General features: G+C 64.1%; 17 protein-coding genes. 10 read left to right on the top strand and 7 right to left on the bottom strand.

The genetic code is table 11. The features are described 5' to 3' along the window. The first annotated feature begins 59 nt into the window (after positions 1–59). A complete protein-coding gene (gene purL, locus BVH06_RS14495; RefSeq protein ID WP_075934514.1) occupies positions 60–3,956 on the top strand; it encodes a phosphoribosylformylglycinamidine synthase in 3,897 nt (1,298 codons plus the stop codon). A gap of 286 nt (positions 3,957–4,242) precedes the next feature. Then, the gene (locus BVH06_RS14490; RefSeq protein ID WP_075934513.1) at positions 4,243–4,560 is read left to right on the top strand and encodes a YqfO family protein; all 318 of its coding nucleotides are present in this window, start codon (positions 4,243–4,245) and stop codon (positions 4,558–4,560) included. Positions 4,561–4,598: 38 nt separating this feature from the next. Here BVH06_RS14490 and BVH06_RS14485 read toward each other — a convergent pair whose 3' ends face one another. The 3 genes from BVH06_RS14485 to BVH06_RS14475 all read right to left on the bottom strand — a co-directional run bounded on the left by BVH06_RS14485 (position 4,599) and on the right by BVH06_RS14475 (position 7,111). Beyond that, positions 4,599–5,102, bottom strand: coding sequence for a murein L,D-transpeptidase family protein (locus BVH06_RS14485; protein ID WP_075934512.1), 504 nt, complete (start codon positions 5,100–5,102; stop codon positions 4,599–4,601). Positions 5,103–5,389: 287 nt separating this feature from the next. Continuing rightward, positions 5,390–6,112 (bottom strand): pirin family protein, encoded by a 723-nt coding sequence (locus tag BVH06_RS14480; RefSeq protein ID WP_075934511.1) that lies wholly within the window; start codon positions 6,110–6,112, stop codon positions 5,390–5,392. A 105-nt stretch (positions 6,113–6,217) separates the two neighbouring features. Beyond that, on the bottom strand, positions 6,218–7,111 hold the full coding sequence (locus BVH06_RS14475; protein ID WP_075934510.1) for a LysR family transcriptional regulator: 894 nt from the start codon (positions 7,109–7,111) through the stop codon (positions 6,218–6,220). Between the two features lie 98 nt (positions 7,112–7,209). Between BVH06_RS14475 and BVH06_RS14470 the strand changes: the two genes are divergently transcribed. After that, positions 7,210–8,358, top strand: a complete 1,149-nt coding sequence (locus BVH06_RS14470) for a pyridoxal phosphate-dependent aminotransferase (protein ID WP_075934509.1) — start codon at positions 7,210–7,212, stop codon at positions 8,356–8,358. Between the two features lie 60 nt (positions 8,359–8,418). Further along, on the top strand, positions 8,419–9,201 hold the full coding sequence (locus BVH06_RS14465; RefSeq protein WP_075934508.1) for an amidohydrolase: 783 nt from the start codon (positions 8,419–8,421) through the stop codon (positions 9,199–9,201). 59 nt (positions 9,202–9,260) lie between these two features. On the opposite strand, the gene BVH06_RS14460 is transcribed toward BVH06_RS14465, so the two are convergent. Beyond that, a complete protein-coding gene (locus tag BVH06_RS14460; RefSeq protein WP_075934507.1) occupies positions 9,261–9,641 on the bottom strand; it encodes a MerR family DNA-binding protein in 381 nt (126 codons plus the stop codon). Positions 9,642–9,708: 67 nt separating this feature from the next. Between BVH06_RS14460 and BVH06_RS14455 the strand changes: the two genes are divergently transcribed. After that, on the top strand, positions 9,709–10,776 hold the full coding sequence (locus BVH06_RS14455) for an SDR family oxidoreductase (protein ID WP_075934506.1): 1,068 nt from the start codon (positions 9,709–9,711) through the stop codon (positions 10,774–10,776). Here the strand turns inward: BVH06_RS14455 and BVH06_RS14450 are convergent. Both BVH06_RS14450 and BVH06_RS14445 read right to left on the bottom strand, forming a co-directional pair. Next, entirely contained in the window at positions 10,761–11,825 is a 1,065-nt protein-coding gene (locus BVH06_RS14450; protein ID WP_075934505.1) for an NAD(P)-dependent alcohol dehydrogenase, read from the bottom strand. The two genes, BVH06_RS14455 and BVH06_RS14450, sit on opposite strands and share 16 nt — an antisense overlap. Positions 11,826–12,051: 226 nt before the next feature. Continuing rightward, a complete protein-coding gene (locus tag BVH06_RS14445) occupies positions 12,052–12,942 on the bottom strand; it encodes a LysR family transcriptional regulator (RefSeq protein ID WP_075934504.1) in 891 nt (296 codons plus the stop codon). Between the two features lie 156 nt (positions 12,943–13,098). On the opposite strand from BVH06_RS14445, the gene BVH06_RS14440 reads away from it, so the two are divergent. From BVH06_RS14440 to BVH06_RS14420, 5 genes are all read left to right on the top strand, one after another. Continuing rightward, positions 13,099–14,481 (top strand): glutamine synthetase family protein, encoded by a 1,383-nt coding sequence (locus BVH06_RS14440; protein WP_075934503.1) that lies wholly within the window; start codon positions 13,099–13,101, stop codon positions 14,479–14,481. Positions 14,482–14,494: 13 nt separating this feature from the next. After that, complete coding sequence (locus tag BVH06_RS14435) at positions 14,495–15,988, top strand: aldehyde dehydrogenase (RefSeq protein WP_075934502.1); 1,494 nt, start codon at positions 14,495–14,497, stop codon at positions 15,986–15,988. A 76-nt stretch (positions 15,989–16,064) separates the two neighbouring features. Next, positions 16,065–17,342, top strand: a complete 1,278-nt coding sequence (locus BVH06_RS14430) for an FAD-binding oxidoreductase (RefSeq protein WP_075934501.1) — start codon at positions 16,065–16,067, stop codon at positions 17,340–17,342. Between the two features lie 51 nt (positions 17,343–17,393). Next, positions 17,394–18,149 (top strand): gamma-glutamyl-gamma-aminobutyrate hydrolase family protein, encoded by a 756-nt coding sequence (locus BVH06_RS14425; protein ID WP_075934500.1) that lies wholly within the window; start codon positions 17,394–17,396, stop codon positions 18,147–18,149. Between the two features lie 136 nt (positions 18,150–18,285). Then, positions 18,286–19,839 (top strand): APC family permease, encoded by a 1,554-nt coding sequence (locus BVH06_RS14420; RefSeq protein WP_075934499.1) that lies wholly within the window; start codon positions 18,286–18,288, stop codon positions 19,837–19,839. 141 nt (positions 19,840–19,980) lie between these two features. Here BVH06_RS14420 and leuA read toward each other — a convergent pair whose 3' ends face one another. Beyond that, positions 19,981–21,657 (bottom strand): 2-isopropylmalate synthase, encoded by a 1,677-nt coding sequence (gene leuA, locus BVH06_RS14415; protein ID WP_075934498.1) that lies wholly within the window; start codon positions 21,655–21,657, stop codon positions 19,981–19,983. Positions 21,658–21,674: the final 17 nt, after the last annotated feature.

Genomic DNA, 21,674 nt, shown 5'->3' with positions numbered 1-21,674 from the left:
CGCTTTAGGCTAGAATATGCGCCCTCAAAGCACACCCCCTTCCCAGAGGCTGTCCCCTGATGCTGATCCTGCGCGGCGCTCCCGCCCTTTCCGCTTTTCGCCACGGTAAATTGCTCGAGCAACTGACCAGTAAAGTGCCTGCTGTGACCGGCCTGTATGCCGAGTTCGCCCACTTTGCCGATGTCGACGGTGCCCTGAGTGCCGACGAAGAGCAGGTACTGGCCCGACTGCTAAAGTACGGCCCAAGCGTGCCGGTGCAGGAGCCCAGCGGTCGCCTGCTGCTGACCATCCCGCGTTTCGGCACCATTTCGCCGTGGTCGAGCAAGGCCAGCGACATCGCCCGCAACTGCGGCCTGGACACTATCCGTCGTCTGGAGCGGGGCATCGCCTACTACGTCTCCGGCGAGCTGAGCGACGCCGACGTACAGCAGGTCGCCGCGCTGCTGCATGACCGCATGACTCAGCTGGTGCTGAGCAACCTGCAGGACGCTGCCAAGCTGTTCAGCCATGCCGAACCCAAGCCGCTGACCGCCGTGGACATCCTCGGTGGCGGCCGTGCTGCGTTGGAAAAGGCCAACACCGAGCTGGGCCTGGCTCTGGCCGAAGACGAGATCGATTACCTGGTCAACGCCTTCCAGGGCTTGAAGCGCAACCCGCACGACATCGAACTGATGATGTTCGCCCAGGCCAACTCCGAACACTGCCGTCACAAGATCTTCAATGCCAGCTGGGACATCGACGGCGAAAGCCAGGAAAAGTCGCTGTTCGGCATGATCAAGAACACCTACCAGATGCACAGCGAGAACGTGCTGTCCGCTTATAAGGACAACGCCTCGGTGATCGTCGGCCACACCGCCGGGCGTTTCTTCCCCAATCCTGAAACCCGCCAGTACGGCGCGGTACAGGAGCCGGTGCACATCCTGATGAAGGTGGAAACTCACAACCACCCGACCGCCATCTCGCCCTTCTCCGGTGCGTCCACCGGCTCCGGGGGCGAGATTCGCGACGAAGGCGCCACCGGTCGCGGCGCCAAGCCGAAAGCCGGTCTGACCGGTTTCACCGTCTCCAACCTGAACATCCCCGGCTTCGAACAGCCCTGGGAGCAGGCCTACGGCAAGCCCGAGCGCATCGTCACGCCGCTGGACATCATGATCGAAGGCCCGCTGGGCGGCGCCGCGTTCAACAACGAATTCGGCCGTCCGGCGCTGACCGGCTACTTCCGTACCTTCGAGCAATCGATCAGCACGCCCCATGGCGACGAAGTGCGCGGCTATCACAAGCCGATCATGCTCGCCGGCGGCATGGGCAACATCCGTGAAGACCATGTGCAAAAGGGCGAGATCACCGTCGGCGCCAAGCTGATCGTGCTCGGCGGCCCGGCCATGCTGATCGGCCTGGGTGGCGGTGCCGCTTCGTCGGTAGCCACCGGTGCCAGCTCGGCGGACCTGGACTTCGCCTCGGTGCAGCGCGAGAACCCGGAAATGGAGCGCCGCTGCCAGGAGGTCATCGACCGTTGCTGGCAACTGGGCGATGCCAACCCCATCGCCTTCATCCATGACGTCGGCGCCGGCGGTATCTCCAACGCCTTCCCGGAGCTGGTCAACGATGGTGGTCGCGGTGGTCGCTTCGAGCTGCGCAACGTGCCCAATGACGAGCCGGGCATGGCCCCGCACGAGATCTGGAGCAACGAGTCCCAGGAGCGTTACGTGCTGGCCGTCAGCGCCAAGGACTTCGAGCGCTTCCAGGCCATCTGCGAGCGCGAGCGTTGCCCGTTCGCGGTGGTCGGTGAGGCCACCGAAGAGCCGCACCTGACCGTCACCGACAGCCACTTCGCCAACACCCCGGTGGACATGCCGCTCGAGGTGTTGCTCGGCAAGCCGCCACGCATGCACCGTTCAGTGACCCGCGAGGCCGAACTGGGCGACGATTTCGACCCGAGCACCCTGGACATCGGCGAAGCCGCCGAGCGCGTATTGCGCCATCCGGCCGTGGCCAGCAAGAGCTTTTTGATAACCATCGGCGACCGCACCATCACCGGCCTGGTAGCCCGTGATCAGATGGTCGGCCCGTGGCAGGTGCCGGTGGCTGATGTCGCCGTGACCGCCACCAGCTTCGACGTGTATACCGGCGAAGCCATGGCCATGGGCGAGCGCACCCCGCTGGCGCTGCTCGACGCCCCGGCTTCCGGCCGTATGGCCATCGGTGAAACGCTGACCAACATCGCCGCCTCGCGCATCGACAAGCTGTCCGACATCAAACTGTCGGCCAACTGGATGTCCGCGGCCGGTCACCCGGGTGAGGACGCCCGCCTGTACGACACCGTCAAGGCGGTCGGCATGGAGCTGTGCCCCGAGCTGGGCCTGACCATTCCGGTCGGCAAGGACTCGATGTCGATGAAGACCAAGTGGAGCGAGGAGGGTGCGGAGAAGAGCGTCACCTCGCCGCTGTCGCTGATCGTCACCGGTTTCGCGCCGGTTGCCGACGTGCGCAAGACCCTGACCCCAGAGCTGCGCATGGACAAGGGTGAGACCGACCTGATCCTCATCGACCTGGGCCGTGGCCAGAATCGCATGGGCGCCTCGATCCTCGCCCAGGTGTACAGCAAGCTCGGCAAGCAGGCACCGGACGTCGACGACGCCGAAGACCTCAAGGCCTTCTTCGCAGTGATCCAGGGCCTCAACGCCGATGGTCACCTGCTGGCCTACCACGACCGTTCCGACGGTGGCCTGTTGGTCAGCGTGCTGGAAATGGCCTTCGCCGGCCATTGCGGCCTCAGCCTGCAGCTCGACGGCCTGGTCGAGAGCCGCGAAGAGCTGGCCGCCTTCCTGTTCAACGAAGAGCTGGGCGCAGTGATCCAGGTTCGCCAGGACGCCACCCCGGACGTGCTCGCCCAGTTCAGCGCCGCTGGCCTGGAAGACTGCGTTGCGGTAATCGGCAAGCCGGTCAACAACGGTGACGTGGCCATCAGCTACAACGACCAGCCGGTATTCAGCGGCCAGCGCCGCCTGCTGCAGCGCCAGTGGGCCGAAACCAGCCATCGCATCCAGCGTCTGCGTGACAACGCCGATTGCGCGGATCAAGAATTCGACGCGCTCCTGGAAGAAGACAACCCAGGCCTGTCGATCAAGTTGGGCTTCGACGTCAACGACGACATCGCTGCGCCGTACATCAAGAAGGGCGTGCGCCCGCAGATCGCCGTGCTGCGCGAGCAGGGCGTCAACGGTCAGGTGGAAATGGCCGCGGCCTTCGACCGCGCCGGGTTTGCATCAGTTGATGTGCATATGAGCGACATCCTCTCTGGCCGTGTCGACCTCAACGACTTCAAGGGCCTGGTTGCCTGTGGCGGCTTCTCCTACGGCGACGTGCTCGGCGCCGGTGAAGGCTGGGCCAAGTCGGCGCTGTTCAACGCCCGTGCCCGGGATGCCTTCCAGGGCTTCTTCGAGCGCAAGGACAGCTTCACCCTTGGCGTGTGCAACGGTTGCCAGATGCTCTCCAACCTGCACGAACTGATTCCGGGCACCGAGTTCTGGCCGCACTTCGTGCGCAACCGCTCCGAGCAGTTCGAAGCGCGTGTGGCCATGGTCCAGGTGCAGGAGTCGGCGTCGATCTTCCTGCGCGGCATGGCTGGCTCGCGCATGCCGATCGCCATCGCCCACGGTGAAGGCCATGCCGAGTTCGAAAGCGAGGAAGCCCTGCTCGAAGCCGACCTGTCCGGCACCGTGGCGCTGCGTTTCGTCGACAACCACGGCAAGGTCACCGAAGCCTACCCAGCCAACCCGAACGGCTCGCCGCGTGGCATTACCGGCCTGACCAGCCGCGACGGCCGCGTAACCATCATGATGCCGCACCCGGAGCGGGTATTCCGCGCCGTGCAGAACTCCTGGCGCCCGGACGAGTGGCAGGAAGATGCTGGCTGGATGCGTATGTTCCGTAACGCCCGGGTGTGGGTCGACTGATCGAGTCGCTCGCTGCATCGAAAACGCCAGGCATTGCCTGGCGTTTTTCATTCCGGCATTTGAATCGCGTCGCGATTTGGACTTCTATCAAGTAAGCGATGCGGGCGCCGGCCGGTTTCGATGCATCAACTCATGACAGCATCTTTCCATTCAGGAACAGTGCTGCGCCGGGCAAATCTGAATGTTTCAGCACTGATGCCTGTGTCACGAATCTTGCTGGGCAATGTGCCATCACGTTGTGGCATGATTAGCACATTGTTTTCAGCGACTTGCAGTGGAGTAGTTGATGTACAAGTTGTGTTTCTACGTTCCGGAGAGCCACCTGGAAAGCGTGAAAATGGCCGTGTTCGCGGAGGGCGCCGGGCGCGCCGCCGGCTACGAGCACTGCTGCTGGCAAACCCAGGGCCGCGGCCAGTTCCGCCCGCTGGAAGGCAGCAAACCGTTCATTGGCCAGAGCGGTGAGCTGGCAACGGTTCCTGAATGGAAAGTCGAGCTGGTCGTCGCCGACGAGCTGATCCACAACGCCGTCAAAGCCCTGAAGAAAGCCCACCCTTATGAAGTGCCCGCCTTCGAAGTGTGGCGCTTGTCCGATCTGCAGTTCTAACTACCGCTTCTCGCCCTGGCGTCGATTCCAAGATCACGTCAGGGACGAATCTCGATCAGCGTGCCGTCCTTCACCAGCGCCCAGACTTCGCGCATGTCGGCGTTCTTCATGGCGATGCAGCCTTCGGTCCAGTCCAGGGTGTGAAAGAACCACTCGGGGTATTCGTCGTCCAGCGGCGTGCCGTGGATCATGATCATGCTGCCCGGCTTCACCCCGGCGGCCTTGGCCTGCGCTTGGTCACGGGCGTTGGGGTAGGAGATGTGCATGGACAGGTTGTACTTCTCGCTCTTGCGGCGCCAGTCGATCCAGTAGAAGCCTTCCGGCGTACGCAAATCACCTTCGCGCAGCTTGGCGCCGACCGGCTGCTTGCCCAGGGAAATCCGATACGACTTCAGCGTTTTGCCTTGGCTGATCAACTGCAGCCGGCGCTGGGCTTTCTCCACCAATACCTTGTCGACGGTGGCCACGGGAGACGCGGGCGCAGCGGCTGCATGCCCGGCGAGGGCCATTGAGAAAAGTGTAAAGGCGAGCAACCAGCGCATGGAGATTTTCGACTGAGCAAATGGCCGGCGCGCGGCGGAGGCTCATTCTAAGGCAGGCGTATATAAGCGCCTAGGGGCTGGCGACGTGTGCAGCGAATTGTCTGGGTAGCCTGGCGTAGAGCGCAGCGAAACCCAGGACGCGGTATCCGCTCTGCCTATGCCGGCAAGGCTGAACGCCGCTGCCTGCGCATCGCCTCGCTCAGCTGTAGGCTGCAAAAAGCGCGCAACGACACCAGGGAGCATCTCCCGGGTATCGCTGCGCTCAACGCCGAGCTACGGCGTACTTATCAATAAAGCGATGGCAGCTCATTGGGCCGCAGATCGAATACCAGCACTTCGGCCTGCTGACCGTTGCTCAGGTGCAGGTCGCGGGTATCGCGCACTCGCACACCGTCCCCGGCCTGCAGCTGCTCGCCGTTGAGCTGGACGCTGCCGCGGGCCACATGGACGTAGGCGTAGCGGTCATCGCCGAGTTGCAGGTGCGCCTGCTCGTCAGCGTCGAACAAACCGGCGTAGACGCGGGCGTTCTGGCGTACGGTCAGCGAGCCATCGGCGCCGTCAGGCGAGATGATCAATTGCAGGCGGCCGCGTTTCTGCGCTTCGCTGAAGTGCTCCTGCTGGTAGCGCGGTTCGGCCTGGCGCTCGCTCGGCACGATCCAGATCTGCAGGAAGTGCACCGTTTCACTGTGCGAATGGTTGAACTCGCTGTGCGACACGCCGGTACCGGCGCTCATCAGCTGTACGTCGCCAGGGCGGATCACCGAGCCGGTGCCCAGGCTATCCTTGTGTTCCAGTGCGCCTTGCAGCACGTAGGAGAAAATTTCCATGTTGCGGTGCGGGTGTTCGCCGAAACCCTGGCCGGCGGCCACGGTGTCGTCGTTGATCACCAGCAGGTCGGAGAAGCCGCGCTCCTTCGGATTGTTGTAACTGGCGAACGAGAAGGTGTGAAAGGAGTTGAGCCAGCCATGGTTGGCATGGCCACGATCGGTCGATTTACGGATAGCCAGCATGATGAATCCTCCAGTGATGGCGCTGCCTCTATCGGCGGCATGGAGGGAATGTTACTGACTATCGTTGAATTGATTAACCGGCTGTAAATGGACTTATTGTCCGTTTTAGGTTGACGATTTCAGGTGCTCGATCTGCTGCTTGATGAAATCCGAGAACACCTGTACCGCGCGGGCCGATTGCCGATGCTGCGGGTAGACCGCGTACACCGCCGCCGACGCTGGCCAGTGCTGTTCGAGTATCGGCACCAGCGCGCCGCTCGCCAGGGCCTGGCCGACGATGAAGGTGGGCAGGTAGGCGATGCCCATGCCGGCAATGGCCGCATCGCGAATGAGCTCGCCGTTGTTGGCGCGCAGCTGACCACGCATGGTCAGGTTGCGAGCCTTGCCCTGATCTCGCAGGCGCCATTCGACATGCCGGCTATGGCCGTAGAGCAGGCAGGCATGCAGCGACAGATCATCGAGGTTTGCCGGCGTGCCGTGCTCGTCGAGATAGGCCGGGCTGGCGCAGAGAATGGTCTGCATGTCGGTCAGGCGCTTGGCGATCAGACTGGAGTCTTCTAGGGTGCCGATGCGAATCGACATGTCGTAGCCATCAGCGAGCAGGTCGACGGCGCGGTCGTTGAGGTCGATCTCCAGGTTGATGTGCGGGTGCTGCCGCATGAACAGCGGCAGCACATGGCTCAGGTGCAGGGTGGCGAAGGTCATCGGCGCGCTGACCCGCAAGGTGCCGCGCAGGGACGCGCCCTGAGCCGATACCAGCTCCTGGGCGTCGCGCAGGTCGGCGAGAATGGTGATGGCCTTGTCGTACAGCAGCACGCCTAGCTCGGTGGCTTGCAGGCGGCGCGTGGTGCGGTTGAGCAGGCGCACGCCAAGCAGTGCTTCCAGCGCGGCGACGCGACGGCTGACGTACTGCTTGGTCACTCCGAGGGCATCGGCGGCGGCGGTGAAGCTGCCTGCATCAAGGGTGGTGACGAACAGGCGAAGGTCTTCGACGTTCATGGGCATTCTCGTTGGCAAGGCGGCGATTATTACCGGGTGCGTGGCCTTCGCGCCATCGGCTATCCTCGGCGTCTGCCTCAACTGCCCAGGACGCCTCGATGTTCACCAGCAAGTTGCCCGCTGTCGGCACCACCATCTTCACCACCATGTCCCAGCTCGCGGTCCAGACGGGCGCCATCAACCTGTCCCAGGGCTTCCCGGACTTCGACGGCCCCGAAGCGCTGCGCGAGGCCTTGGCCCGGCATGTGGCGGCGGGGCACAACCAGTACGCACCGATGACCGGGTTGCCGGCGTTGCGCGAGCAGATCGCCCTGAAGGTCCAGAGGCTCTACGGGCGCAACGTCAGTGCGGACAGCGAAGTGACCGTCACCCCCGGCGCTACCCAGGCGATCTTCTGCGCGATCCAGGCGCTGATCCATCCCGGCGACGAGGCCATCGTCTTCGATCCCTGTTACGACAGCTACGACCCGAGCGTGGTACTGGCCGGCGGGCGCTGTATCCATGTGCCGCTGGCCGAGGGGAGCTTCGCCATCGACTGGCAACGCCTGGAGGCAGCGCTCAGCCCGCGTACCCGGCTGATCATTCTCAACACGCCGCACAACCCCAGCGGTGCGCTGATCAGCCGTGACGAACTGGACCGCCTGGCCGCACTGATCCGCGATCGCGACATCCTTATCGTCAGCGACGAAGTCTACGAGCACCTGGTGTTCGACGGCCGCCAGCACGCCAGCGTACTGGCTCACGACGAGCTGTACGCGCGGGCCTTCGTGGTGAGCTCGTTCGGCAAGACCTACCACGTGACCGGCTGGAAGACCGGCTACGTGGTGGCGCCGCCCGCGCTGAGCGCCGAGCTGCGCAAGGTGCACCAGTACGTCAGCTTTTGTGGGGTGACGCCCTTGCAGTGCGCGCTGGCCGACTTCATGGCCGCCTGTCCCGAGCATGTGGCCGAGTTGCCGGCGTTCTATCAGGCCAAGCGCGACCTGTTCTGCGACCTGCTGGCCGGCTCGCGTTTCACCTTCACGCGTACGCCCGGCACCTATTTTCAGCTGGCCGATTATTCGGCGATCCGCCCGGACCTGGACGATGTGGCCATGGCCCAGTGGCTGACACGCGAGCATGGCGTGGCGGCGATTCCGATTTCGGTGTTCAGCGAACGGCCCGACCCGGCGCAGCGCCTGGTGCGTTTCTGCTTCGCCAAGCGCGAGGACACCCTGCGCCAGGCCGCGGAAAAACTCAGCGCCATCTAGCACCTTGTACCGCGAAGCGTTGTCCACCGCTTGGCAGGCGATATCACGGGAGGGACATCGATGAGCAAACAAGACCACCTCGAACTGGCGCTGATCCAGAGCGACCTGGCCTGGCACGACCCCGCGGGCAACCGCGCCCACTTCGAGGCGCAGCTACGGCAGGCCGCGGGCGCCGATCTGGTAATCCTGCCGGAGATGTTCAGCACCGGTTTTTCCATGCAGTCCGCCGAGCTGGCCGAGCCGGAAGGCGGGCCGACCAGTCAGTGGCTCAGCGAGCAGGCGCAGCGCCTCGATGCGGTGATCACCGGCAGCCTGATCATCCAGGCCGCCGATGGCAGCTACCGCAACCGGCTGCTGTGGGCGCGGCCAGATGGTTCGCTGGCCCACTACGACAAGCGCCATCTGTTTCGCATGGCCGGCGAACACCAGCACTACGCTGCCGGCGAGCGTCAGGCGCTGTTCGAGGTCAAGGGTTGGCGCGTGCGCCCGTTGATCTGCTACGACCTGCGCTTTCCGGTGTGGAGCCGCGATGCCGAAGGCACCGACCTGCTGCTCTATACCGCCAACTGGCCGGCAGCGCGGCGCCTGCACTGGAACCGCCTGCTGCCGGCGCGGGCCATCGAAAACCTCTGCTACGTGGCCGCGGTCAACCGCATCGGCGTGGACGGCAAGGGCCATCCCTACAGCGGCGATTCCCAGGTGCTGGATTTCCAGGGCGACAGCCTGCTCGATGCGCATGACAAGGCTGGCGTGTTTCACCAGCGCCTCGACGGCGCGGCGCTGGCCGCCTACCGCGAGCGCTTCCCGGCGCATCAGGATGCCGATCCGTTCGCGTTGCAGTGACGATCAGGCGCTGCTTCACAGCCCTTGCTGGCCTAACCGCCTGACCGAGTGCTGCAGTTCTAGCCCGAGATGGATGCCAATGCCGCCTGGGCTGCCGCACTTGCCTCGAGGCGTTGGTGTTCCTGGCGCAGGTAGGCGCGCATGGCGTAAAGCTCCTCGATCCGGCTCTCGATCTCCTGCAGTTTGGCGGCGACCAACCGTGCGCCTTGTGCGCAGTCGATCTGCTGCGCGCGCCTGGCTTTCAGGATGCTGCCCAACTCATCGAGTGAGAAGCCCATGCGCTGGCCGGTCTGGATGAAGTGCAGGTCTTCGAGGCTGTGGTCAGGGTAGTCGCGGTAGTTGTTCGCCAACCGCCTGGCCTGAATCAGGCCCAGGGTTTCGTAGTAACGCAGGGTATGACGGCTGACGCCGCCCCTGCGTTCGAGTTCACCGATGCGCATGGTTGCCTCTTGACTGTAGAGCGGGCTCGATAGTTTAGCCTCTGGCTTCCTTATCGAGTGAGCCGTTATGAATACATTCTGTCTGGTTACTGGTGGCAGTGGTTTTATCGGCCAGCACCTGCTGGCCAATCTCAGCAGCCACGGCTATTCGGCGGTGGTGCTGATGCGGCGTATCAGCGAGTTTCCATTGCTGTGCCAGCGGGTGCGCGAGCTGGGTGGCAATGACCGGATGCTGAGCGTCGTGCAGGGTGATCTGTCCCTGCCTGATCTGGGCCTGGACGCAGCTGCACAGCGTCAGGTGGCGGGCTGTGCAACGCTGTTTCATCTGGGCGTTCAGTTCGCCTGGGGCCTGTCATTGGCCCAGGCCCGTGAGGTGAACGTCGAAGGTGCACAGCGGGTGGCGCGACTGGCACTGCAAAACGATGCCAGGCTGCTGATGGTGGGCGGCTACATGCTGTGCAACGGGCAACATCTGGCGAGAGTGGGGGTGAACACCAGGCTGCCGGAAGCAACCGATTGGCCAGCGGTATACCGCCGCGTGGGCGGTTATGAAGGCAGCAAGCTGGAAGCCCACTATCGAGTGCACACCGAGATGAGCGGCCGTGGCGCATTGACCGTGGTGCACCCGGCGACATTGTGCGGTCACGCTGAAACCGGTCACATCCTGCCGGGACAGCCGTTTGCCGAGCTGGCGAGGCAGTTGATCGAGAGGAGGCTGGCTGCGATACCGGGCTCCCGGCAGCACTGGCTGCCGCTGATCAGTGTGGATTTTCTGGTGGAGTTGATTCGCCTGGCCGCCTTCGACTCCCGCATGGTCGGGCAGTCGCTATTGGCGCTGGATGCGCGCACACCGGATTTGCGCGGCCTGGTGCTGGCGCTGGGAGAGGCATTGCAGGTTCGGCCACCGCACCGGCATGTGCCCATGCCTGTGCTCAAAGCCTTGCTGGCGATGCCCGGACTACCGAGGCTGTTGCAGGTCGAGCCGGAGTCGTTGGACTTCATCCAGCGCGAACGCTTCGATATGGGCCCTACCGACGAGTTCTTGCGTCGCCATAAACGCGACTGGCCCGCTATCGAGCAAGCGATAGGGGCCAGTGCGCGTTACCTGAAAGCGACCTTTTACGCCGCGTCCTGATCCTTGGCCAGGGAAGCCATGTCGATCACGAAGCGGTATTTCACGTCACTCTTGAGCATGCGCTCGTAGGCTTCGTTGATGTTCTGGATGTCGATCATTTCGATGTCCGAGACGATGTTGTGCTCGGCGCAGAAGTCGAGCATTTCCTGGGTTTCGGCGATGCTACCGATCAGCGAGCCGGCCAGGCGGCGGCGCTTGAAGATCAGACCGACGACTTCCGGCGACGGGTGCGCCGAATCCGGTATGCCGACCAGGGTCATGGTGGCGTCGCGCTTGAGCAGGCCGAGGAAGGCATCCAGGTTGTGCGGTGCAGCCACGGTGTTGAGGATGAAGTCGAAGCTGTTGGCGTGGGCCGCCATCTCGTCGGCATTCTTCGACACCACCACTTCGGCAGCGCCCAGGCGCAGGGCGTCTTCACGCTTGTTCGGAGAGGTGGTGAACAGCACCACGTGAGCGCCCATGGCGGCGGCGATCTTCACGCCCATATGGCCGAGGCCACCGAGGCCGACCACGCCAACCTTGTCGCCCTTTCTGACGTTCCACTGGCGCAGCGGCGAGTAGGTGGTGATGCCGGCGCAGAGCAGCGGCGCAACGGCGGCCAGGTTGTCGGTGTGACGGATGCGCAGCACGAACTTCTGGTCGACGACGATGGCGTCGGAGTAGCCGCCAAAGGTGTTTTCACCACCGAAGACCGGGCCATTGTAAGTACCGGTGAAGCCGGCCTCGCAGTATTGCTCGAGGCCTTCGGAACAGGACGAGCAGCTCCGGCAGCTGTCGACCATGCAGCCGACGCCGGCCAGGTCGCCGACCTTGAAGCCGGTCACGTCGCTACCGACGGCCGTGACCTTGCCGACGATTTCGTGGCCGGGCACCGAGGGGTACAGGGTGTTCTTCCACTCATTGCGCGCGGTGTGCAGGTCGGAGTGGCAGACGCCGCAGTAGAGGATGTCGATCTGCACGTCGTTGGCGCCGACGGCGCGGCGCTGGAAGCGGTAGGGCGCGAGAGGTTTGCTGGAGTCCTGGGCGGCATAGCCGAGAATGGTGGTCATGGGCATTCCTATCGGTTGTAAATCAACGGCTTGTGGCCGTGTGGATGGATAAGCGTAGTGCAGCCCGGTGTCGGGTCGATTGCACAATCCTGTCGCTGTCTGTCCTGATCCTCCGTGGCTATTTAAGAAGGTACGGATCGGTAGAGAGTTCCCGAACGCGGCGTCATGGCAACGCGAGCCGCTGGCAGCATTGCGCTGCGTCGCAGGCCATTCGAGAGTGGCGGGACTATCGACTGTTGAGGCGCGTGCGCAGCAGCGGCGTGAGCTCGTCGAACAGCGTCTGCACGGAGCGTAGTGCCAGGCAGTCCGGGCGGGTCAGCAGCCACAGGTCGGTGTCGCAATCGACCAGCGCCTCGCTCAGGCGCTCCACGCCATCGAGGCTGCGGGCCATGAAATCGGGCAGGGCGGCGATGCCCAGGCCGCCCTGTACCAGGGTGGCGACCGCTGACATGCTGCTGCAGCGGTAGCGCGGCACCAGGCTGGGGTGCGCCTGATGGCGCCAGGCCACGGTGATGTGGTCGGGCATGGAGTCGTCCGGGGCGATCCATGGCACCGAGGTGGGCGCTTGCAAGAAGGCTTCGCGGTGTTCCGGGCGCCCGCAGATGTAATAGGCGGTGTGCCCCAGTTGGCGCCCGACCAGGTGCTCGGGCGGCGCGTTGGACAGGCGCAGGGCGATGTCCGCGTCGCGGCGGCTGAGGTTGGCGAAGGTGTTGGTGGTGGCCAGCTCCAGCGACAGCGCCGGGTAGCGCGGCATCAGCTCGGCCAGGCTGGGCAGCAGCAGGTTTTGCAGCACCGCGTCGGTACAGGTCAGGCGTACCGTGCCGCTGATGACTTTCTCGCCATGCTGCAGGGCGATGCGCGCCGCATCCAGGGCCTGCTCGGCGCGTTCGGCCTGCTCGGCCAGGGCCTGGGCACTCTGGGTCGGCATGTAGCCGCGGCGGCTTTTCTCGAACAGGGCGATGCCCAGATTGGCCTCGAGTTTGCGGATGGCCCGAAACACCGTCGATACATCCACCTGCAATTGCTCGGAGGCCCGGGCCAGAGAGCGTCCGCGTACCAGCGCGAGCACCAGCGCGAGGTCGACATGGCTGATCTGGTATTGCGTAGATGCAATCATTAATTGCTCTGATGCCAGTATCGGTTGCGTGTGCGCCCACTTATACTCAAGGCGTTGCCTAGAATCAAATCCGCTAGCGGATACCCAGAATAATGAGGCGCCAAGGCTCGTGAGATGTCTTGCGCGGGGGCGCCGATGCGAAAGGATGTATTTCCCATGACTTCGGTTTCCCCACGTGTCGTTCAGCTCAACGAAGCGAACACTTTCCTCAAGGATCACCCGGAGATTCAGTACGTCGACCTGCTGATCACCGACATGAACGGTATCGTGCGTGGCAAGCGCGTCGAGCGCGCCAGCCTGCATAAGGTCTATGAAAAAGGCATCAACCTGCCGGCCTCGCTGTTTGCCCTGGACATCAACGGCTCCACCGTGGAAAGCACCGGCCTGGGCCTGGACATCGGCGACGCTGACCGCATCTGCTACCCGATTCCCGACACCCTGTGTAAAGAACCCTGGCAGAAGCGCCCCACCGCGCAACTGCTGATGACCATGCACGAGCTGGATGGCGCACCGTTCTTCGCCGACCCCCGCGAAGTGCTGCGCCAGGTGGTGGAGAAGTTCGACGAGCTGGGCCTGACCATTTGCGCGGCGTTCGAGCTGGAGTTCTACCTGATCGATCAGGAAAACGTGAACGGCAGGCCGCAGCCGCCGCGTTCACCCATTTCCGGCAAGCGTCCGATCTCCACCCAGGTCTACCTGATCGACGACCTCGACGAGTACGTCGACTGCCTGCAGGACATGCTCGAAGCGGCCAAGGAGCAGGACCTGCCGGCTGACGCCATCGTCAAGGAAAGTGCCCCGGCGCAGTTCGAGGTCAACCTGCATCACGTCGAAGATGCCATCAAGGCCTGCGACTACGCGGTACTGCTCAAGCGCCTGATCAAGAACATCGCCTACGACCACGAGATGGATTCGACCTTCATGGCCAAGCCCTATCCGGGCCAGGCGGGCAATGGTCTGCACGTGCACATCTCGCTGCTCGACAAGAAGACCGGGCAGAACATCTTCGCCACCGACGATCCGGAGCAGCACGCGCCGCTGCGCCATGCCATCGCCGGCATCCTCGACACCATGCCGGCGTCGATGGCCTTCTTGTGCCCGAACGTCAACTCGTACCGCCGTTTCGGCGCGCAGTTCTACGTGCCTAACGCGCCGAGCTGGGGCTTGGACAACCGCACCGTTGCGGTACGCGTACCGACCGGCAGCAGCGATGCCATCCGTATCGAGCATCGCGTGGCCGGTGCCGACGCCAACCCGTACCTGATGATGGCGTCGATTCTCGCCGGCATTCACCACGGCCTGACCAATCAGCTGGAGCCGGGGGCGCCCATCGAAGGCAACTCCTACGAGCAGTTGGAGCAGAGCCTGCCCAACAACCTGCGCGACGCCCTGCGCCAGTTGGACGAAAGTGAAGTGATGAACAAATACATCCGCCCGGAATACATCGACATCTTCGTCGCCTGTAAGGAAGCGGAAATGCACGAGTTCGAAACCACCATTTCCGACCTCGAATACAACTGGTACCTGCATACCGTCTGACGGAGTGATGAACATGAGCAACATGACTCGCCAGGATTGGGAGCAGCGTTACCAGGGCCTGCGCATCGAGGGACGCGCCTTTATCGACGGCACCTACCGCGATGCCGTGGGTGGCGCGACCTTCGACAGCATCAGCCCGGTGGATGGCTGCCAGCTGGCCAGCGTGGCCAGTTGCATGGCCGATGACGCCGAGCTTGCCGTCAAGGCCGCCCGGGCCAGCTTCGAGCGTGGCGACTGGGTGAAACTCGCGCCGGCGCAGCGCAAGCGCGTGCTGATCGCCTTCGCCGACAAGTTGCTGGCCAATGCCGAGGAGCTGGCGCTGCTGGAAACCCTCGACATGGGCAAGCCGATCAGCGATTCGCTGAGCATCGACGTGCCGGCGGCGGCCAACGCCATCCGCTGGAGCGCCGAGGCCATCGACAAGCTCTACGACGAAGTGGCGCCCACGCCCCATGACCAGCTCGGCCTGGTGACCCGCGAGGCGGTGGGCGTGGTGGCGGCTATCGTGCCGTGGAATTTCCCGTTGCTGATGTCCAGCTGGAAGCTCGGCCCGGCTTTGGCCGCCGGTAACTCGGTGATCCTCAAACCCTCCGAGAAGTCGCCGCTGACCGCCATCCGCGTCGCCCAGCTGGCGCTGGAGGCGGGCATTCCGGCCGGCGTGTTCAACGTGCTGCCCGGTTACGGCCACACCGTGGGCAAGGCTCTGGCCCTGCACATGGACGTCGACACCATCGTGTTCACCGGCTCCACCAAAATCGCCAAGCAACTGATGATCTACGCTGGCGAGTCGAACATGAAGCGCGTCTGGCTGGAGGCCGGCGGCAAGAGCCCGAACATCGTCTTCGCCGATGCGCCTGACCTGCAGGCCGCCGCCGACGCGGCGGCTACCGCCATCGCCTTCAATCAGGGCGAAGTGTGCGTGGCAGGCTCGCGCCTGCTGGTGGAAAGCTCGATCAAGGAGCGCTTCCTGCCCATGGTGGTCGAGGCACTGCAGCGCTGGAAACCTGGTCATGCCCTGGATCCCCAGACCCGTGTCGGTGCGCTGGTCGACGACGGCCACCTGGCGAGCGTGCTCGGCTTCATCGAGGCCGGTCGCGAGGAGGGCGCCGAGATCCTCATTGGTGGCGAACGTGCTCTGCAGGAAACCGGCGGCAGCTACGTGCAGCCGACGATCTTCGCCGGTGTGGACAATGCCATGCGTATCGCCCGTGAGGAAATCTTCGGCCCGGTGCTGTCGGTGATCACCTTCGACAGCGACGAAGAAGCCATTCGCATCGCCAACGACACGCCCTATGGCCTGGCTGCGGCCGTGTGGACGCGCGACATTTCCCGCGCTCACCGCACTGCCCGGGCGCTTCGGGCCGGTAGCGTATGGGTGAACCAGTACGACGGTGGCGACATGACCGCGCCGTTCGGCGGCTTCAAGCAATCGGGCAATGGCCGCGACAAGTCGCTGCATGCCTTCGACAAGTACACCGAACTGAAAGCGACCTGGATAAAAATCTAAGTAAGGGATGCGCCCCGCTGCCACAGCGGGGCGCCTGTGCTTTGGCCTCATATTTAGGCGCTTTGGGAGATATTCCATGACTCAACACGTCGACAGTTACTACGCCGCCTCGCGCAACCCGCGGGTCGATTACCCTGCGCTCACCGACGTCGTCGAGACGGACGTGTGCATCATCGGCGCCGGCTACACCGGCCTTTCCACCGCGTTGTTTCTGCTGGAGAGTGGTTTCAAGGTGACCGTGCTGGAGGCCGCCAAGGTCGGCTTCGGTGCTTCGGGCCGTAACGGCGGGCAGATCGTCAACAGCTACAGCCGCGACATCGACGTCATCGAAAAGCAGGTCGGTGCGCGCCAGGCGCAGCTGCTCGGCGAGATGGCCTTCGAAGGCGGGCGCATCATCCGCGAGCGGGTCGCCAAGTACGGCATTCAGTGCGACCTGAAGGACGGTGGCGTGTTCGCCGCCATTACCGACAAGCAGATGGGCCACCTCGAGGCCCAGAAGAAGCTGTGGGAGCGCTACGGCCACACTCAACTGGAGCTGATGGATGAGCGGCGCATTCGCGAAGTGGTCGGCACCGACCGCTATGTCGGCGGCATGCTGGATATGAGCGGTGGCCATATCCATCCGCTCAATCTGGCCTTGGGTGAAGCCGCTGCGGTGGCATCCCTGGGTGGTGCGATCTACGAGCAGAGCCCGGCCACGCGTATCGACCGTGGCCCGCAGCCCGTGGTGCACACACCGAACGGCCAGGTGAAGGCCAAGTTCGTGGTGGTCGCCGGTAACGCCTACCTGGGTGGCCTGGTGCCCGAGCTGGCGAGCAAGTCGATGCCCTGCGGCACTCAGGTGATCGCCACCGAACCGCTGTCCGACGAGCTGGCCCGCAGCCTGCTGCCGCAGGACTACTGCGTGGAAGACTGCAACTACCTGCTCGACTACTTCCGCCTCAGCGGCGACAAGCGCCTGATCTACGGCGGCGGTGTGGTGTATGGCGCCCGCGACCCGGCAGATATCGAAGCGATCATCCGCCCCAAGCTGCTCAAGACCTTCCCGCAGCTCAAGGACGTGAAGATCGATTACACCTGGACCGGCAACTTCCTGCTGACCCTGTCGCGCCTGCCCCAGGTCGGCCGGATCGGCGAGAACATCTACTACTCCCAGGGTTGCAGCGGCCACGGCGTGACCTACACGCACCTGGCCGGCAAGGTGCTGGCCGAGGCGCTGCGTGGTCAGGCCGAGCGCTTCGACGCCTTCGCCGGGCTGCCGCATTACCCGTTCCCGGGTGGGCAACTGCTGCGCGTGCCGTTCACCGCCCTGGGCGCTATTTACTACCAGCTGCGTGACCGCCTGGGTATCTGATGCTGCGCCTGCCGGCGTGCTCCGCCGGCAGGCTTTTCCGGAGAGAACACCATGACCCGCATGCCTTTGATCGGTGTGACTGCCTGTCGGCAGACGCTTGGTAAATACGATTCGCACACGGTTGGCGACAAGTACGTCGAGGCGGCGGCCTACGCCGGCCTGCCGCTGGTGCTGCCGGCACGCAGCACGCCAAGTGACCCGCAGCAGTTGCTCGAACAGCTCGACGGCATTCTCTTCACCGGCTCGCCGTCCAACGTCGAGCCTCGCCACTATCAGGGCACGCCGAGCCTGGAAGGCACCCAGCACGACCCGAGCCGCGATGCCAACACCTTGCCGCTGCTGCGCCTGGCCATCGACAAGGGCGTACCGGTGTTCTGCATCTGCCGCGGCTTCCAGGAGCTCAACGTGACCCTCGGCGGCACTCTGCACCAGCGCGTGCAGGAACTGCCGGGTTATCTGGATCACCGCGAGCCACAGCGCAACTCGGTCGCCGAGCAGTACGCGCCGCAGCATGCGGTCGCCGTGCAGCCGGGCGGCGTTTTCGAACGTATCGGTCTGCCGGCGCAGTTCCAGGTCAACTCCCTGCACAGCCAGGGCATCGACCGCCTGGCCGAGCGCTTGCGCGTCGAAGCGAAGGCGCCGGATGGCCTGGTGGAGGCGGTGTCGATTGCCGATGCACCGGGCTTCCTGATCGGCGTGCAATGGCACCCGGAATGGCGCTTCGCCGAGAACCCCGAATCGCTGGCGCTGTTCCAGGCCTTCCGCGATGCCTGCCAGGCCTACGCCCAGGCGCGCGACGCCCGCTGAATCCGCCCTGAACCCGGCTGGGTTCGGGATGCTCTGACCTGAACGGGTCGGGATCGGCTGCCCGCCGGCGTAGCGAGTTGCGTCCTGCAGATCCCGCCCACGTTCGGAGACAATTCCAAGACGATGGCAGAGAATTATGAGTGATTACACGAACGCGGCGGCATCGCACGTGCAGGCAACCCCTGTCGCTGGTGCCGCTGCGATGGTTTCCGGCAAGGGCCTGGCCCAAGGCAAGGTCGGTCTGCTGGCTTGCGTGGTGCTGGGCATTTCCACCATTGCACCGGTCTACACGCTGACTGGCGCCCTCGGCCCTACCGTACGCGAAGTCGGCGTGTACCTGCCGGCGGTGTTCATCGTCGGCTTCCTGCCGATGCTGCTGGTGGCGCTGGGTTATCGCGAACTCAACGCCGCGGAGCCGGATAGCGGCACCTCGTTCACTTGGTCGGCACGTGCCTTTGGGCCGATGATCGGCTGGATCGGCGGTTGGGGGCTGGTGACTGCTACCACCATCGTGCTCTCCAACCTGGCGGGCATTGCCGTGGATTTCTTCTACCTGTTCCTCGCCCAGCTCACCGGGCTGGACTGGCTGGCCGACCTGACCCGCAACCTGCTGGTGAACATCGTCACCTGCTGCGCCTTCATCGCCATGGCGGTGTGGGTCTGTTGCCGCGGCATCGGCATGACCATGGGCGTGCAATACACCCTGGTGGCGCTGCAGCTGGTGGTGCTGATCGGTTTCTCCATCGCCGCCTTCGCCGCGGCGCCGGACAGCTCGCCAGTGGTCTTTCACCCCGAATGGTTCAACCCGTTCAATATCGATTCGTTCTCCGCGTTCGCGGCCGGCCTGTCGCTGTCGATCTTCATCTTCTGGGGCTGGGACGTGTGCCTGACGGTGAGCGAGGAGTCGGTGGGCAGCGAGAAGGTGCCCGGGCGCGCCGCGACCCTCACCGTGTTACTGATCCTCGCCCTGTACCTTTTCACCGCGGCGGCCACCCTGCAGTTCGCCGGCACCGGTGAAACCGGCCTGGGCCTGGGCAATGCGCAGATCCAGGAAAACGTCTTCGCCCACCTGGCTGGCCCGGTGATGGGCCCGCTGGCGATCCTGATGTCCATCGCCGTGCTGGCCAGCACGGCTGCGTCGCTGCAGTCGACCTTCATTTCACCGGCGCGCACGCTGCTCGCCATGGGGTACTACCGGGCGGTGCCGAAACGCTTCGCCAGCGTGCATCCGCATTCACAGACGCCGCGCTACGCGACCATCGCCGCCGGCATCGCCACCGCGGTGTTCTACGTGACCATGCGCACCCTGAGCGAGAACGTACTGGCCGACACCATCACCGCTCTGGGCATGATGATCTGCTTCTACTACGCGCTGACGGCGTTCGCCTGCGTCTGGTACTTCCGCCACAGCCTGTTCGACAGCGCGCGGCACTTCTTCATGCGCGGCCTGTGCCCGCTGGTGGGCGCGGTGATGCTGTCGATCATCTTCTGGCAGACCACCCTGGACAGCATGTCCCCGGACTTCGGCAGCGGCTCGCACATTGGCGGCCTTGGCCTGGTATTCGTGATCGCCGTGGTGATCCTGCTGCTCGGCCTGGTGCTGATGTTCATCGCCCGCTGGCAGGCGCCGGCGTTCTTCAGGGGCAACACGCTGCAGAAGCAGATGAAACCGGTAAAAGCAGAGCTGTAACGGCCAATCCGTAGTCCGGGTCGAGCGCAGCGACACCCGGGAGCCTCCTGGGTATCGCTGCGCTCAACGCCAGGCTACGTGGTGTCAAAAACGACAAAGGGACGCCGAAGCGTCCCTTTGTCGTTTACCGCAGGCTGAGTATCAGGCGGCCTGGGTCTTTTCCTCGGCCTGTTTGACGGCGCGGTTCAGGGCGCTGAACAGGGCGCGGAAACTCGCCGTGGTGATGTTCTCGTCGATGCCGATACCGTGCAGCGGGCGCTGACCATCCAGGCGGATCTCGATGTAGCAGGCCGCCTTGGCGTTGGCGCCGCCACCGATGGCGTGCTCGTGGTAGTCCATCACTTCCACGGCGACCGGCAGGCTGGAGGCCAAGGCTTCCAGCGCGCCTTTACCCGAACCGCTCCAGCGCTGTTCCTGGCCATTGACCTGCACCTTGGCGTCGACGCGGCTTTCACCATTCTCTTCTTCCAGGCGATGGCCCTTCAGCTCGTAGGGTGACGTGGCCTTGAGGTACTCGCTGTCGAGCAGCTTGTGGATCTGCGAGGCGGTCATCTCCAGGCCCAGACGGTCGGTTTCCTTCTGCACCACCTGGCTGAACTCGATCTGCATGCGGCGCGGCAGGTTGATGCCGTACTCCTGCTCGAGCAGGAAGGTGATGCCGCCCTTGCCGGACTGGCTGTTCACGCGGATTACCGCTTCGTAGTCGCGGCCGATATCGGCCGGGTCGATCGGCAGGTACGGCACTTCCCACAGCGCGCCTTCCTGCTGCTGGGCGAAGCCCTTGCGGATGGCGTCCTGGTGAGAGCCGGAGAAGGCGGTGTGTACCAGGTCGCCCACGTATGGGTGGCGTGGGTGTACCGGAATCTGGTTGCAGTCCTCGACCACCTTGCGCACCGCGTCGATGTCGGAGAAGTCCAGTTGCGGGTTGACGCCCTGGGTGTAGAGGTTCAGCGCCAGGGTCACCAGGCAGACGTTACCGGTGCGCTCGCCGTTGCCGAACAGGCAGCCTTCGACGCGATCGGCGCCGGCCATGACGGCCAGCTCGGAAGCGGCCACGCCGGTGCCACGGTCGTTATGGGTGTGCACGCTGATCTGCACGCTGTCGCGCTTGTTCACGTGGCGGCCGAACCACTCGATCTGGTCGGCGTAGTTGTTCGGCGTGGCGCACTCGATGGTGGCCGGCAGGTTGAGGATCAGCGGGTTGGCCGGGGTTGGCTGGAACACGTCGATCACCGCGTTGCACACCTCGACGGCAAAGTCGATTTCGGTGCTGCTGAACACTTCCGGCGAGTACTCGAAGCCCCACTGGGTCTCGGGTGCTGCGTCGGCCAGGCGCTTGATGGTGGTGCCAGCGGCTACGGCGATGGCTTTGACGCCAGCCTTGTCCTGGTTGAAGACGATCTTGCGGAAGCTCGGTGCGCAGGCGTTGTAATAGTGAACGATGGCCTTCTTGGCGCCCTTCAGGGACTCGAAGGTGCGCTCGATGAGATCGTCGCGGGCCTGGGTCAGCACCTGGATGGTCACGTCGTCCGGGATATGGCCGCCTTCGATCAGCTCGCGCACGAAGTCGAAATCAGTCTGCGAAGCGGAGGGGAAGCCCACTTCGATTTCCTTGAGGCCGACCTGTACCAGGCATTTGAAGAAACGCATCTTCTTCTCGGCATCCATCGGCTCGATCAGCGACTGGTTGCCGTCACGCAGGTCGGTGGACAGCCAGATCGGCGCCTTGTCGATGATCTTGTCCGGCCAGGTACGGTCGGGGATCTGGATCTGGGTGAACGGACGGTACTTTTGCGACGGGTCTTTGAGCATGCTCATGAATCAATCCTGAAGGC

The sequence above is a fragment of the Pseudomonas sp. PA27(2017) genome (genome assembly GCF_001945445.1).
Taxonomy (GTDB): Bacteria; Pseudomonadota; Gammaproteobacteria; order Pseudomonadales; family Pseudomonadaceae; genus Aquipseudomonas.
This window is presented reverse-complemented; position numbering and strand designations above follow the sequence as displayed.

Excerpts from the sequence above, each read along its gene's own strand:
- purL (WP_075934514.1), top strand. The coding sequence starts at position 60 with ATGCTGATCCTGCGCGGCGCTCCCGCCCTTTCCGCTTTTCGCCACGGT.
- BVH06_RS14490 (WP_075934513.1), top strand. The coding sequence starts at position 4,243 with ATGTACAAGTTGTGTTTCTACGTTCCGGAGAGCCACCTGGAAAGCGTG.
- BVH06_RS14485 (WP_075934512.1), bottom strand. The coding sequence starts at position 5,102 with ATGCGCTGGTTGCTCGCCTTTACACTTTTCTCAATGGCCCTCGCCGGG.
- BVH06_RS14480 (WP_075934511.1), bottom strand. The coding sequence starts at position 6,112 with ATGCTGGCTATCCGTAAATCGACCGATCGTGGCCATGCCAACCATGGC.
- BVH06_RS14475 (WP_075934510.1), bottom strand. The coding sequence starts at position 7,111 with ATGAACGTCGAAGACCTTCGCCTGTTCGTCACCACCCTTGATGCAGGC.
- BVH06_RS14470 (WP_075934509.1), top strand. The coding sequence starts at position 7,210 with ATGTTCACCAGCAAGTTGCCCGCTGTCGGCACCACCATCTTCACCACC.
- BVH06_RS14465 (WP_075934508.1), top strand. The coding sequence starts at position 8,419 with ATGAGCAAACAAGACCACCTCGAACTGGCGCTGATCCAGAGCGACCTG.
- BVH06_RS14460 (WP_075934507.1), bottom strand. The coding sequence starts at position 9,641 with ATGCGCATCGGTGAACTCGAACGCAGGGGCGGCGTCAGCCGTCATACC.
- BVH06_RS14455 (WP_075934506.1), top strand. The coding sequence starts at position 9,709 with ATGAATACATTCTGTCTGGTTACTGGTGGCAGTGGTTTTATCGGCCAG.
- BVH06_RS14450 (WP_075934505.1), bottom strand. The coding sequence starts at position 11,825 with ATGACCACCATTCTCGGCTATGCCGCCCAGGACTCCAGCAAACCTCTC.
- BVH06_RS14445 (WP_075934504.1), bottom strand. The coding sequence starts at position 12,942 with ATGATTGCATCTACGCAATACCAGATCAGCCATGTCGACCTCGCGCTG.
- BVH06_RS14440 (WP_075934503.1), top strand. The coding sequence starts at position 13,099 with ATGACTTCGGTTTCCCCACGTGTCGTTCAGCTCAACGAAGCGAACACT.
- BVH06_RS14435 (WP_075934502.1), top strand. The coding sequence starts at position 14,495 with ATGAGCAACATGACTCGCCAGGATTGGGAGCAGCGTTACCAGGGCCTG.
- BVH06_RS14430 (WP_075934501.1), top strand. The coding sequence starts at position 16,065 with ATGACTCAACACGTCGACAGTTACTACGCCGCCTCGCGCAACCCGCGG.
- BVH06_RS14425 (WP_075934500.1), top strand. The coding sequence starts at position 17,394 with ATGACCCGCATGCCTTTGATCGGTGTGACTGCCTGTCGGCAGACGCTT.
- BVH06_RS14420 (WP_075934499.1), top strand. The coding sequence starts at position 18,286 with ATGAGTGATTACACGAACGCGGCGGCATCGCACGTGCAGGCAACCCCT.
- leuA (WP_075934498.1), bottom strand. The coding sequence starts at position 21,657 with ATGAGCATGCTCAAAGACCCGTCGCAAAAGTACCGTCCGTTCACCCAG.